Here is a 13,187-nt window from a genome sequence, read left to right as displayed (position 1 = left end):
TGTAGGGAGTTGAAATCATGGCCCCGAGCGCCATGACCCGTTGGACCGGTTCGCTTTCCGAGGCACAGCCCACCCCCTACTGGCTGGACGACCCCGGCCGCCCCCGTCCCGAGGCCGCCCTGACCGGCACGGAGACCTGCGACCTGCTCGTCGTCGGCGGCGGCTACAGCGGACTGTGGACCGCACTGATCGCCAAGGAGCGAGACCCGGGCCTGGACGTGGTGCTCGTGGAGGGCCGCGAGGCGGGCTGGGCGGCATCCGGCCGCAACGGCGGTTTCTGCGCCGCCTCCCTCACCCACGGCCTGTCCAACGGACTCACCCGCTGGCCGGAGGAGATCCACAAGCTGGAGGAGCTGGGCGCGCGCAACCTCGACGCCATCGAGGAGGCGGTCGCCCGGCACGGCATCGACTGCGAGTTCGAGCGCACCGGCGAGATCGACGTGGCCACCGAGTCCTACCAGGCCCGGGAGCTGCGCGACTGGCACGCGGAGCTGGAGGAGAAGGGGCTCGCCGAGGGCATCGAACTGCTCGACCGGGACGCCGTGCGCGCCCAGGTCGCCTCACCGGTCTTCGAGGCCGGCCTCTGGGACCGCCGGGGCGTGGCCATGCTCCACCCGGCCAAGCTCGCCTGGGGCCTCAAGCGGGCCTGCCTGCGGCTCGGCGTCCGCGTCTACGAGCACACCCCCGCCCTCACGCTCAGGCCGTACGGCGCGGGCATGAGCGTACGCACCCCCTACGGCGGCGTCCGCGCCCGCCAGGTGGCGCTGGGCACCAACGTCTTCCCCAGCCTGGTCAAGCGGGTGCGGCCGTACACCGTCCCGGTCTACGACTACGCCCTGATGACCGAGCCGCTGACCGCCGCCCAGCTGGAGTCCGTCGGCTGGAAGAACCGCCAGGGGCTCGGCGACTCGGCCAACCAGTTCCACTACTTCCGGCTCTCCGCCGACAACCGGATCCTGTGGGGCGGCTACGACGCCGTCTACCCCTACGGCGGCCGGGTGCGCGCCGAGTACGACGACCGGCCGGAGACGTACGCGAAGCTCGCCGGGCACTTCTTCACCTGTTTCCCGCAGCTCGAAGGCGTCCGCTTCAGCCACGCCTGGGGCGGTGCGATCGACACCTGCTCGCGCTTCTCGGCCTTCTTCGGCACCGCCCACCAGGGCAGGGTCGCCTACGCGGCCGGGTACACCGGCCTGGGTGTCGGCGCGACCCGCTTCGGTGCCGAGGTGATGCTCGACCTGCTGTCCGGCGAGCGCACCGAGCGCACCGAACTGGAGATGGTCCGCAGGAAGCCGCTGCCCTTCCCGCCCGAGCCGCTGGCCTGGACCGGCATCGCGCTGACCAAGTGGTCACTGGCGCGGGCGGACGCGCACGACGGCCGGCGCAACCTGTGGCTGCGGACCATGGACCGGCTCGGGCTGGGCTTCGACAGCTGAGGCGCCGGCGGGCGGGCCCGCCCGCCGTGCGTCCCGGGCGCACCGTGACCCGGTTCACTCCAAAAGGGCCCCCGAACCCGCGTAATGCCCGGTGCGGACCTCCCTCTGGGTTCGTGGGCGCGACAGTGCGCGTCCACGACGAAGAGGGAGGTCTCTCCATGACCGGGACGAAGACGGCGGTCGAGTGGCTGGCATCCGTCGCACCGGATCCGCGTGCCTGCCGCAGGGAATGGGAGCGCAACCCCCACGGGGTCGCCCTGCTGCCCGCGGGCAGGGCCTGGGACGTCCTGATCCTGCCGGGCGAACTCGGCTACCCCACGCTCGACGTGCTGAGCCGGGTGCTCGACCAGCTCGGCCCGGTCCTCGCCGACTTCGGCGACGGCCGTCTGGGGTTCCTCGTACCGCCGGGCACCGCGGCCCGCTGGGTCGGCACGGGTGTCCGCGGCGCCGGGCCCGGCACCTGGATCGTCGTCCCCTGTCCGGGCAGGACCGCCGGCACCCTGCGCTGGCTGGTCCCGCCCGACGGTTCGGGCACCCTCACCGACCCGGCGCTGCTGGAACTGGCGATGCACGAGGCGGCCGCGGGCCTGGCCACGGAGGGCGAGGACTGACCCGCGCACCGCCGGACGGCGCCAGAGGTCTTGACAACCCAATTGGTCTGGACCAAATTGGGCGCGCTCCACCCTCCAAACTCCCCCTGCCCGGAGGCACTTGTGGAACGCGACAGACGATCCGGACCAGCGGCGCGCCGGCTGCTCGCCGGACTCACGGCCACCCTGCTGGCCGTGCCCGGCATCACCGCGCTCTCGTCGGCCGCCCGTGCGGCCGACGCCGGCCCCGCGCTCGACGGCGGCTTCGAGTCCGGCCTGGGCGGCTGGACCTGCACGCCGACCGCCAAGACGGTCACCAGCCCCGTCCACGGCGGCACGGCCGCGCTGCAGGCGACCCCGGCCGGCAGCGACAACGCCCAGTGCGCCCGGACGGTGTCCGTCCAGCCCGACTCCCAGTACACGCTGTCCGGTTACGTCCGCGGCTCCTACGTCTACCTCGGCGCGAGCGGCACCGGCACCACCGACACCTCCGCCTGGACCCAGTCCGCCGCCGACTGGCAGCAGCTCACCACGACCTTCCGCACCGGCGCCGCCACCACCGAGGTCACCGTCTACACCCACGGCTGGTACGGCACCGGCGCCTACTACGCCGACGACATCTCGCTCACCGGTCCCCCCGGCACCCCCGGGCAGCAGCCGCCCGCCGCCCCCACCGGCCTGAAGACCGGCACCGTCACCGCCACCACCGTGGACCTGTCCTGGTCACCCGTGACGGGCGCGACCGGCTACGCCGTCTACCGCGACGGCACGAAGGTCCAGACGGCCACCGGCACCGGCGCGACCGTCACCGGCCTCACCCCCGCCACCGCGTACAGCTTCCAGGTCGCGGCCGTGAACGCCGCCGGCGAGTCCGCGAAGTCGGCGGCGGCGGCCGTGACGACGGCCGCGGACCCGGGCGGCCCCGGCAACGGCCAGAACCCCGGCCTGCCCGCCCACGCCCTCGTCGGCTACCTGCACGCGAGCTTCGCCAACGGCTCCGGCTACACCCGCATGGCCGACGTCCCGGCCGGCTGGGACGTCATCGACCTGGCCTTCGGCGAACCCACCTCGGTCACCTCCGGCGACATCCGCTTCAACCGCTGCCCCGTCACCGAATGTCCCGGCGTGGAGAGCGACGCCGACTTCAAGGCCGCCATCAAGGCCAAGCAGGCCGCGGGCAAGAAGGTCCTGATCTCCATCGGCGGCCAGAACGGCCAGGTCCAGCTCACCACGACCGCCGCGCGGGACACCTTCGTCTCCTCCGTCTCGAAGATCATCGACGAGTACGGCCTGGACGGCCTCGACATCGACTTCGAGGGCCACTCCCTGTCCCTGAACGCCGGCGACACCGACTTCAGGAACCCGACCACGCCCGTGATCGTCAACCTGATCTCCGCACTGAAGACCCTCAAGGCCAGGTACGGCGACAAGTTCGTCCTCACCATGGCCCCGGAGACCTTCTTCGTGCAGATGGGCTACCAGTACTACGGGACGGGCAAGTGGGGCGGCCAGGACCCGCGCTGCGGCGCCTACCTCCCGGTCATCCACGCCCTGCGCGACGACCTGACCCTGCTCCACGTCCAGGACTACAACTCCGGCCCGATCATGGGCCTGGACAACCAGTACCACTCCATGGGCGGCGCGGACTTCCACATCGCGATGACCGACATGCTCCTCACCGGCTTCCCGGTGGCCGGGGACACCACCCGCGTCTTCCCGCCGCTGCGCCCCGACCAGGTCGGCATCGGCATGCCGGCCTCCACCCAGGCGGGCAACGGCTACGTCGCCCCCGCCGAGGTCACCAGGACGCTCGACTGCCTGACCAGGAAGACCGGCTGCGGCTCGTACACCACCCACGGCACCTGGCCGGGGCTGCGCGGCCTGATGACCTGGTCGATCAACTGGGACCGCTTCGGGGACTGGCAGTTCCAGAAGAACTTCGACGCGTACTTCGGCTGAGCACCGCGAGCGGCGTGAGCAGGACGAGCCCCAGGCACCAGGCGGCCACCACGTCCAGCGGCCAGTGGTAGCCGCGCCGCACCAGCCCGTAGGACACCGCGAGCACCAGCACGACGCCCCCGGCGGCCGCCAGTCGCCGGGCCGGCGCCGTCCCCAGCCACGGCAGGAGCACGATGACCGCGCCTCCGTAGGCGAGCACCGCCGTGGAGGTGTGCCCGGAGGGGAAGTACCCGGTCCCCGGCGGCATGACGGAGGTGCCCGGCCGCGCGGTCCACTCCTTCAGCGGCACCAGCAGCACGGGCAGCACCGCCATCGTCGCCGGCGCCGCGAGCGGCACCCTCCACCACCGGACCGCGCCGTCCCGCCGCCCCCGCCAGGCCGCGCAGCCCGCCGCCACCAGCAGCACCGGCACCGCGACCTGCACGTTCCCGAGATCGGACAGCACCTCGGAGAAGCGGTCCGGGTGCAGCAGGCCGGCACTGACCCACCGGTCGGCCCGCAGCAGGGGACCGTGGTCCACGACCTGCCAGGTGATCAGCACGAAGAGCACGACCGGGATCCAGGTCGTTCGAGGGTTCGGCACGGCACACAGCTTCGCAGAGGGGCCGTCGTGCCCCGCCCCGCAGGGCCGGGCGGTGTCCGGGCCCGGGCCCCGGACATGCCGAAGGGCCGGCGCAAGGGGGGGGTCTGCGTCGGCCCTTCGACGGACGGCCGTCCATGCGATTGCAGCCGTCCTGACCGGAACGTCGCGCGCCCCGGGGGGTTTGGGGCGAGCGACCGTCCGATCGGTGAGGAGACCCGGGGCCCGGGGGCCCCGGTGGTGTGCGCGAGGCACGGACCAGGTCGAAGCTGGGGAGGCTACGGCCTGATGCCGTCCGCAGTCTCCTGCGGGCGGGGTGTATCTCTCATCTGGGGAAGAACCTACGGCAGGGCGGGGGGCGAGGACAGTCCGATCGGCGTCCTGTCATCCACCCCGCACACCTTCTTCACACGGTCTGCCGCCCCCGTGCCACCTGTGCGCGGACGCCGCTCAGATGCGCGCGAACGCCTGCTCGATGATGTCGAGGCCCTCGTTCAGGAGGTCCTCGCCGATCACCAGCGGGGGCAGGAAACGCAGGACGTTGCCGTAGGTGCCACAGGTCAGGACCAGCAGGCCCTCGGCGTGGCAGGCCTTGGCGAGCGCCGCGGTCGCCTCCGGGTTGGGCTCCTTCGTCGTACGGTCCTTGACCAGCTCGATCGCGATCATCGCGCCGCGCCCGCGGACGTCGCCGATGACGTCGAACTTCTCGGCCATGGCGGACAGGCGGTCCTTCATGACCTCCTCGATCCGCTTGGCCTTGGCGTTGAGGTCGAGTTCCTTCATCGTCTCGATGGCGCCGAGGGCACCGGCGCAGGCGACCGGGTTGCCGCCGTAGGTGCCGCCCAGGCCGCCCGCGTGCGCGGCGTCCATGATCTCGGCGCGGCCGGTCACGGCGGCCAGCGGCAGGCCGCCCGCGATGCCCTTCGCCGTGGTGATCAGGTCCGGCACGATGCCCTCGTCCTCGCACGCGAACCACTGGCCGGTGCGGCAGAAGCCGGACTGGATCTCGTCGGCGACGAAGACGATCCCGTTGTCGGCGGCGAACTGGCGGATCGCCGGCAGGAAGCCCTTGGCCGGCTCGATGAACCCGCCCTCACCGAGCACCGGCTCGATGATGATCGCGGCCACGTTGTCGGCGCCGACCTGCTTGGTGATCTGGTCGATGGCCTGCGCGGCGGCCTCCGGACCCGCGTTCTCGGCACCGGTGGGCCAGCGGTAGCCGTAGGCGACCGGCACGCGGTACACCTCGGGGGCGAACGGGCCGAAACCGTGCTTGTACGGCATGTTCTTCGCCGTCAGCGCCATGGTGAGGTTCGTACGGCCGTGGTAGCCGTGGTCGAAGACGACGACGGCCTGCCGCTTGGTGTACGCGCGCGCGATCTTCACCGCGTTCTCGACGGCCTCGGCGCCGCTGTTGAACAGGGCCGACTTCTTCGCGTGGTCACCCGGGGTCAGCTCGGCCAGCGCCTCGGCGACGGCCACGTAGCCCTCGTAGGGGGTGACCATGAAACAGGTGTGGGTGAAGTCCGCGAGCTGCGCGGAGGCACGGCGTACGACGGCCTCGGCGGAGGCGCCCACGCTCGTCACGGCGATGCCGGAACCGAAGTCGATGATGCGGTTGCCGTCGACGTCCTCGATGATGCCGCCGCCGGCGCGCGTCACGAAGACCGGCAGCGTGGAGCCCACGCCCTGCGCGACCACGGCCGTACGGCGGGCCTGCAGCTCCTGCGACTTCGGGCCGGGGATGGCGGTGACGACGCGGCGCTCCTGCTCAAGTGCGGTCATGGGGGCTCCCTGAAGAGATCATGCGTTGGGGGGCTTGTTCGAGGACGGCGTTTTTCGGACGCTTTTCCTTCTTTGCTCGCAGGTTAGGACGGCGGAAGGGGGGTGGGCATGCTCCATGTGGGCGTTGTCGGCGGTCGGGGTTGTCCGCGGTGGATATAGAGGTGGACGGGGGAGGGGCACGCACCGGGCGACACGGACACCGGCACCCTCACGTGCCGCCTCGCCGCGCGATCGGTGAACTCCCCTTCGCCGAGGGTTAGATTGACTCGCTGATGGTGACGGTGGACGAACGGCTGGCCGGGGAGCGACGGCGATGGACGACGGCGGGACGCAGGACGCGCGGGGCACGCATCCGAAGCATGCGGACCCGGTGCCCGGGCAGGGCGGCCCGGTACCGCAGCAGTACCCCGGCTCGGGGCTGCGCCCGGCCATGCCGCGAGAGGCTCCGGTGATGCCGCCGGTCCCGCCGGTCGCGCCTGCGCCGGCTGCGGCGACGGCCTTCGGTGCCGGTCCGCGTTCCGCGGTCGCCGCCTGGCTCGACACCCCTCGGCCCGCCGCCGCGCCCGGCATCTGGCGGTTCGGGCACCGGCCGCCCAAGGGCGGTGAGTCCGCCGCGGGCCGGCTGCCCGCGATCACTGCCGTCGGCCTGCTGGTCCCCCTGGTGGCGGCCCTGCTCGTATGGTCTCTGTGGCGGCAGGGCGCGGTGCCGTACGAGTCGGCGCCGCTGAAGCTGTTCACGCCCGACGACTGGTGGTGGGGAGGCACGGTCTCCCCCCGGGGCTGGCAGGGACGTGAGGCCAGAATCCTCTACGACGGTCTCTTCTTCGGCATCCTCGTCTACGCCGTGGCCCGGCTCGGCAGCTGGACCGAGGTCGTACGGCACTACGTGGGCCGCCGCCCGCAGCCGGCCCGTGCCCTGTACGCCGCGGTGGGCGCACTCGGCGCGCTGAGTCTGGTCTTCCCGGCGGCCTTCCCCCTGGTCAGCTGGGACCGGGTGCCCGTCGTCGACCCGGTGATCTCGCTCGTCGCCCTGGTCTCCGGTGGCTACGAACTGTTCACCCACGACTTCGTCAACGAAGGATTGAACACGCTGATCACCCTCCTGGTCCTCTGGCCCTTCGCCCGTCTCGGCGGATGGTGGGGGTACGGGCGGGAGCTGGTCGCGCGGCGGCGGGCCGCCGCCGGTCCGGCCGCGCCGCCGCCCGCCGCCCTGCCCCGCTCCCAGTGGCCCGGGCTGCGGCACGCGGGCCAGCACCAGGCCGCCGACGTGCTCACCGCCGAGGTGGCCGCGGGGCGGATGAACGACGTCGACTGCGCCCGCGTCGAGCGCGCCTGGGAGGGCGTCCGGCGCGAGGCGCGGCCCGCCGTCTTCGCGGACACGGTGCTGCGCCACGGCGGCGCCGCCTGGACCCACCCCTCCGGACAGCGCGACCTGCCCGCCCGAGCCGCCCGGCACGACCTGCTGGCGGGCCAGGTGCGGCTCGGACGCTGGGTGGCGGGGGAGCGGGCGCCGCGCGCCTACCACGACGCCGGCGCGGCCCTCGGCCCGGACCTGCTGGGCACCTCCCTGCTCGTGGTCGGACCGCCCGGCTCCGGCAAGACCCGGCACGTCGTCGGGCCGGTCACCGAGGCACTCACCCTCCAGGCCCTGACCGGCCGGTGCGCGGTCGTCACCGTCTGCGCCGCCGGTACGCCGCTCGGCCCCGACAGCGCCTACGACGTCGTCGTGCGGATCGGCGACCCCTCCTCCGCGCACGACCTCGACCCGTACGCCGAGTCCGAGGACCCCGACGAGGCCGCCGCCTTCCTCGCCGAGGCGCTGGTCGGCGACCTCGACACCGTGAGCACCCAGAGCGCCGCCACCGCGCTCTCCCAGCTGCTCGGCCCGTACCGCGCCGTGCACGGCCGCTTCCCCGCCCTGCCTGTACTGCGCGAACTGCTGGAGGGCGACCCCGGGGCACTGGCCGCCCTGCGCGCGGGCCTGGCCGCGGGGGAGCGCGCTCCCGAGGGCACCGGCGGGCGCCCCGACGCGCACGCCGTGATGCGCCGCGAGCTGGACGCCCGGATGCGGCAGGCCGGCGGCGCGGCGGACACCGGCCCGGCCCTCGCCGACCGGCTCGCCCTGCTGGACCGGCCCGTCTTCGCCGGTTTCTTCGGCAGCGCCGCCGCCGGCGAGCGGCCCTTCTCGCTGCGCGCCGTCGCCCACCACCCGCTGCGCGTCCGCGTCGAGCTGCCCGAGCGCGGACACGAGGAGGCCTCCCGCATCATCACCCGGCTCCTCCTGGCCCAGTTCCACGGCGTCGTGCGGGAGGCCCGCCGCCCGCACTTCGCCTGCCTGGTCCTGGACGACGCCACCGGCACCGTCACGGCCGAGTCGGTCCGCCGCATCCAGCGGCTGCGCGCGCACGACGCCGGGGTCGTCCTCGCGCTCCGCTCGGTCGCGGACGTGCCGGAGGCCCTGCACGGTCCGCTGCTGGGGGCCGTGGGCTGCCGCATGGCGCTGTCCGGGGTGACCACCTGGGACGGCAGCCGGTTCGCGCACGCCTGGGGCACCGAGTGGGTGGAGACCAAGGAGGTGGCCAAGCACACCGTCTTCGCCGACCAGCCGATGACCCGCGCCCTGCACGCCCTGCGCAAGCTGGTCACCGGCAAGGCGGTGACCACCGACGCCGTCACCACCAAGCAGGTCGAGCGCGAACGCTGGTCCGCCTCGCAGCTGGCCCACGAGGTGCCGCCCGGGCACGCCGTGCTGTCGCTGACCAGCGTGGCGGGCGAGCACGCCCCGCCGCTCCTGGTGGACCTGCGCGGCTGAACCCCGCCCCGCTCCCGCGCCGGCTCCCACCGCCCCGCGCAGCGGACGGCCCCGGACGGCCGTCCGGAGCGCGCCGACCGTACAGTGAGGCAGAATCGACACAGGCCGTTCATACGCGACGGCCAAAACACCGTAACCATCACCAGTTCACCAGATCACCAGATCGGCGCTCTCCGGATCCCCGGTCACCGGTCACGGCCACCGCCATCCGGACGACCCGGCCGACCAAGCTCACCCAGACCTCCGCAGACCTGAAGGTCCCATGCCCCCGACGCTCGCCTCACTCGTCCACCACTCCGCGCTCAAACTGACCGTGCGCGCGGGCGGGGACCGCCTGGACGTGCCCGTCCGCTGGGCGCACGTCAGCGAGCTGGCCGACCCCGTGCCGTACATGGAGGGCGGCGAGCTGCTGCTGATCACCGCGCTCAAACTGGACGCGGAGGATCCCAAGGCCATGCGCCGCTATGTGAAGCGGCTGGTCGCGGCCGGAGTGGTGGGCCTCGGCTTCGCCGTCGGGGTGAACTACGAGGAGATCCCCGAGGCGCTCGTCGCGGCGGCCGACGAGGAGGGCCTGCCCCTGCTGGAGGTACCGCGGCGCACCCCCTTCCTCGCGATCAGCAAGGCGGTCTCGGCCGCCATCGCCGCCGACCAGTACCGGGCGGTGACGGCGGGCTTCGCCGCCCAGCGCGAACTGACCCGGCAGGCACTCAACTCCGGCCCCGAGGGACTGCTCACCGCCCTGGCCGCCCAGGTCGACGGCTGGGCGGCGCTCTACGACGCCTCGGGCGCCGTCGTCGCCACCGCACCCGAATGGGCGGTCCGCAGAGCCGCCCGGCTCACCCCGGACGTCGAACGGCTGCGCGACCGCCCCGCGCCCGCCTCCGCCGTCGTCGGCGGACCCGAGACCGAGGACCGCGTCGAACTGCACTCCATCGGCACCGGGCGCCGCCCGCGCGCCGCGCTCGCCGTCGGCACCGCCGCCGCCCTCGGCACGGCCGAGCGGTACGCCGTGCACTCCGCCATCGCCCTGCTGACCCTCACCACGGAGCGGTCCCGCTCCCTGCACGCCGCCGAGCAGCGGATCGGCGCGGCCGTGCTGCGCATGCTGCTCGCCGGCCAGCCCGACCACGCGCGGGCCGTCGCCGGGGACCTGTACGGCAGCCTGCTGGACGCGCCGTTCCGGGTGATCGTCGCCGAGTCGGCCTCCGCGTCCGCCGCGCGGGCGCACGCCGACGCGCACGCGCGGGTGCAGGCCGCCAAGCCCGCCCCGGCCGCCGTGCCGGCCGCCGCCGGCACCGGGGGCGACCCGCTGGCGGGCCTGGCCGAGGTGATGGAGGCCGCCGCGGCACGCTCCGGGGAGGCGGTGCTCGTGGTGCCCGACGGGGCACGCCTGGTCGTGCTGGCCGGGGACGGCGGCACGTCCGTCTCCGCCTGCACGGAGTACGCGGGCGCCCTGGAGGCCGCCCGGGCCGCCACGGTGTCCGAGCAGACGGCGGGCGAGGAGGCCGAACTGGTCGTCGGTCTGTCGGCCCCGGCCGGTCCGATCGCCGCCGCGGCCGCGTTCAAGCAGGCCGAGCAGGCGCTGTCCGTGGCGCGACGGCGCGGGCGGGTGCTGGTCGAGCACGAGCAGCTGGCGTCGGGGTCCGTGCTGCCGCTGCTGGCCGACGACGCGGTGCGCGCGTTCGCGGACGGGCTGCTGCGGGCGCTGTACGAGCACGACGCGACCGGCCGCGGGGACCTGGTGGCCAGCCTGCGGGCCTGGCTGTCCCGGCACGGCCAGTGGGACGCGGCGGCGGCCGACCTCGGCGTGCACCGCCACACCCTGCGCTACCGGATGCGGCGCGTGGAGGAGATCCTCGGCCGCTCCCTGGACGACCCGGACGTACGGATGGAACTGTGGCTGGCCCTCAAAGCGACGGCGACCGACTAGCTGGTGCTCCGGCCGGCAAGGTCTGCCGGGACGCCGCCGGGCGTCGCGAGCCGGTGAACCCTCGCGTTCACCGCACTGAGAGCTGCGGACAGAAAGGGCGCCCGGCTCGCGGCGTCCGGCACGCACGCACGCGGCGTTGCCGGAAGGCCCTGACAGCTCCGCCACAAGGACCTTCCGGCGCCTTGCGCTCGCACGCACCGGACGCCGCGAGCCGATCGGACTCCCCTTCTGTCCGGAGTTCTGGGACGGCCCGCCCGGGCCCGATCCCCACCTGTGCCAAACCGGCGCACCCCCCGCCCCCACTGCTCCACCCCGGACAAACGCCGCCCGGTCGTCCCCGGCCTACCGTTGTCGACGCAAGTACTCACCTCACCTCCAACGCGGAAGGGCCGGGACTCGTCCAATGACATCCACCACCGCCTTCTGGCTCGCCGGCCGCCAGGCCACCGGCGAGGACACCTTCGACGTCACCTCCCCGTGGGACGGCCGGACCGTCGGGCAGGTCAGCCTGCCGACCGACGCCCAGGTCGAGGAGGCCGTGGCCGCCGCGCACGCCGTGCTGGACGAGTTCGCCGCCACCCCGGCCCACGTACGCGCCGCCGCTCTGGACCACGTCGGCAAGCGGCTCGGCGAGCGCGCCGAGGAGATCGCCCAGCTGATCTCCGCCGAGAACGGCAAGCCCGTCAAGTGGGCGCGCGGTGAGGTCGGGCGCGCGGTGTCGGTGTTCCGGTTCGCCGCGGAGGAGGCCCGACGGTTCAACGGCGGCGAGGCCCAGCGCCTGGACACCGACGGCGGCGGCCAGGGCCGCCTCGCGCTGACCCGCCGCTTCCCCAAGGGCGTCGTCCTCGGTATCGCGCCGTTCAACTTCCCGCTGAACCTGTGCGCCCACAAGGTCGCCCCGGCCATCGCCGCCGGTGTCCCGATCATCCTCAAGCCGGCCCCGGCCACCCCGCTGTCCGGCCTGATCCTCGGTGAGCTGCTCGCCGAGACGGAGCTGCCCGCCGGTTCCTGGTCGATCCTGCCGGTCTCCAACGACCGCATGCCCGCCCTGGTCCAGGACGAGCGGCTGCCGGTCATCTCCTTCACCGGGTCCGAGAAGGTCGGCTACGCGATCATGGACTCGGTGCCGCGCAAGCACTGCACCCTGGAGCTGGGCGGCAACGGCGCGGCCGTCGTCCTCGGCGACTGGGCGAGCGACGAGGACCTGGACTGGGCGGCGAGCCGCATCGCCACCTTCTCCAACTACCAGGGCGGCCAGTCCTGCATCTCCGTGCAGCGCGTGATCGCCGACGCCGCCGTGTACGACCGGCTGCTGCCGCGCATCGTCGCCGCCGTCGAGGCCCAGGTCACCGGTGACCCGTCGGACCCGAAGACGGACGTCGGCCCGCTGGTCAGCGAGGACGCCGCGCGCCGCGTCGAGTCCTGGGTGCAGGAGGCCGCCGACGCCGGCGCCGCCGTGCTCACCGGCGGCAAGCGCGACGGCGCCTCCTACGCGCCGACCGTCCTCGCCGAGGTGCCGGCCGGCGTGACGATCGCCCGCGAGGAGGTCTTCGGCCCGGTGCTGACCGTGCAGAAGGTGAACGGCGAGGCCGAGGCGTTCGCCGCGGTCAACGACTCCAAGTACGGCCTTCAGGCAGGCGTGTTCACCCACGACGTGCAGACCGCCTTCCGCGCCCACCGCGCCCTCGAGGTCGGCGGCGTGGTCGTCGGCGACGTGCCGTCCTACCGTGCCGACCAGATGCCCTACGGCGGCGCCAAGCAGTCCGGCGTCGGCCGCGAGGGCGTGCGCTACGCGATGGACGACTACACCTACGAGCGCGTCCTCGTGCTGACCGGCCTGGCCCTCTAGGCGGGACGGTCCCCCACCGGCGACGGCCGGAGCCCACTGTGCGGGGGGTGCGGCCGACGCCGTTATCGCTGCTTTACACCAGCGAAGGGGGGTGGGCGCCCCACAAACGACCCAGAAAGGAAGAGCGTCGTGGTGGGAAAGAGTGTAATGAAGCGGGTGTAGAGCTGGGTGGTACCCGTCTCAATAAAAAATCCGGGTCGGCGTCGAGGTTGTGGGGGGGGAGGGCGGGGTGGGGGGCGGGGGGGT

At 73.7% G+C, this 13,187-nt stretch carries 8 protein-coding genes; 6 read left to right on the top strand and 2 right to left on the bottom strand.

The genetic code is table 11. The annotated features are described in order from the left end of the window. Positions 1 to 17 precede the first annotated feature (17 nt). The 3 genes from ABZ719_RS24785 to ABZ719_RS24775 all read left to right on the top strand — a co-directional run bounded on the left by ABZ719_RS24785 (position 18) and on the right by ABZ719_RS24775 (position 3,985). Positions 18 to 1,436, top strand: a complete 1,419-nt coding sequence (locus ABZ719_RS24785; RefSeq protein WP_366727379.1) for an FAD-dependent oxidoreductase — start codon at positions 18 to 20, stop codon at positions 1,434 to 1,436. Positions 1,437 to 1,594: 158 nt separating this feature from the next. Beyond that, complete coding sequence (locus tag ABZ719_RS24780; protein ID WP_366727378.1) at positions 1,595 to 2,047, top strand: hypothetical protein; 453 nt, start codon at positions 1,595 to 1,597, stop codon at positions 2,045 to 2,047. Positions 2,048 to 2,149: 102 nt separating this feature from the next. Then, positions 2,150 to 3,985, top strand: a complete 1,836-nt coding sequence (locus tag ABZ719_RS24775; RefSeq protein WP_366727377.1) for a glycoside hydrolase family 18 protein — start codon at positions 2,150 to 2,152, stop codon at positions 3,983 to 3,985. Here the strand turns inward: ABZ719_RS24775 and ABZ719_RS24770 are convergent. After that, entirely contained in the window at positions 3,924 to 4,568 is a 645-nt protein-coding gene (locus tag ABZ719_RS24770; protein WP_366727376.1) for a phosphatase PAP2 family protein, read from the bottom strand. The two genes, ABZ719_RS24775 and ABZ719_RS24770, sit on opposite strands and share 62 nt — an antisense overlap. Before the next feature lie 447 nt (positions 4,569 to 5,015). Then, positions 5,016 to 6,350: a 4-aminobutyrate--2-oxoglutarate transaminase gene (gene gabT / locus ABZ719_RS24765; protein ID WP_366727375.1), complete on the bottom strand. Its 1,335-nt coding sequence runs from the start codon at positions 6,348 to 6,350 to the stop codon at positions 5,016 to 5,018. A 313-nt stretch (positions 6,351 to 6,663) separates the two neighbouring features. Between gabT and ABZ719_RS24760 the strand changes: the two genes are divergently transcribed. From ABZ719_RS24760 to ABZ719_RS24750, 3 genes are all read left to right on the top strand, one after another. Continuing rightward, positions 6,664 to 9,162: an ATP/GTP-binding protein gene (locus tag ABZ719_RS24760; RefSeq protein WP_366727374.1), complete on the top strand. Its 2,499-nt coding sequence runs from the start codon at positions 6,664 to 6,666 to the stop codon at positions 9,160 to 9,162. A gap of 262 nt (positions 9,163 to 9,424) precedes the next feature. Beyond that, entirely contained in the window at positions 9,425 to 11,092 is a 1,668-nt protein-coding gene (locus ABZ719_RS24755; RefSeq protein WP_366727373.1) for a PucR family transcriptional regulator, read from the top strand. Between the two features lie 403 nt (positions 11,093 to 11,495). Continuing rightward, complete coding sequence (locus ABZ719_RS24750; RefSeq protein WP_366727372.1) at positions 11,496 to 12,941, top strand: aldehyde dehydrogenase family protein; 1,446 nt, start codon at positions 11,496 to 11,498, stop codon at positions 12,939 to 12,941. Positions 12,942 to 13,187: the final 246 nt, after the last annotated feature.

Origin of the sequence: Streptomyces sp. NPDC006743 (assembly GCF_040703815.1) — a bacterium.
In the GTDB taxonomy this organism is placed as follows: domain Bacteria; phylum Actinomycetota; class Actinomycetes; order Streptomycetales; family Streptomycetaceae; genus Streptomyces.
The sequence above is the reverse complement of the archived record's forward strand: the minus strand, read 5'-3'. Positions and strand labels throughout refer to the sequence as shown.

What these genes read in the sequence shown, in the direction of transcription:
- gabT (WP_366727375.1), bottom strand. Translation starts at nt 6,350, where the DNA reads ATGACCGCACTTGAGCAGGAGCGCCGCGTCGTCACCGCCATCCCCGGC.
- ABZ719_RS24785 (WP_366727379.1), top strand. Translation starts at nt 18, where the DNA reads ATGGCCCCGAGCGCCATGACCCGTTGGACCGGTTCGCTTTCCGAGGCA.
- ABZ719_RS24755 (WP_366727373.1), top strand. Translation starts at nt 9,425, where the DNA reads ATGCCCCCGACGCTCGCCTCACTCGTCCACCACTCCGCGCTCAAACTG.
- ABZ719_RS24750 (WP_366727372.1), top strand. Translation starts at nt 11,496, where the DNA reads ATGACATCCACCACCGCCTTCTGGCTCGCCGGCCGCCAGGCCACCGGC.
- ABZ719_RS24760 (WP_366727374.1), top strand. Translation starts at nt 6,664, where the DNA reads ATGGACGACGGCGGGACGCAGGACGCGCGGGGCACGCATCCGAAGCAT.
- ABZ719_RS24780 (WP_366727378.1), top strand. Translation starts at nt 1,595, where the DNA reads ATGACCGGGACGAAGACGGCGGTCGAGTGGCTGGCATCCGTCGCACCG.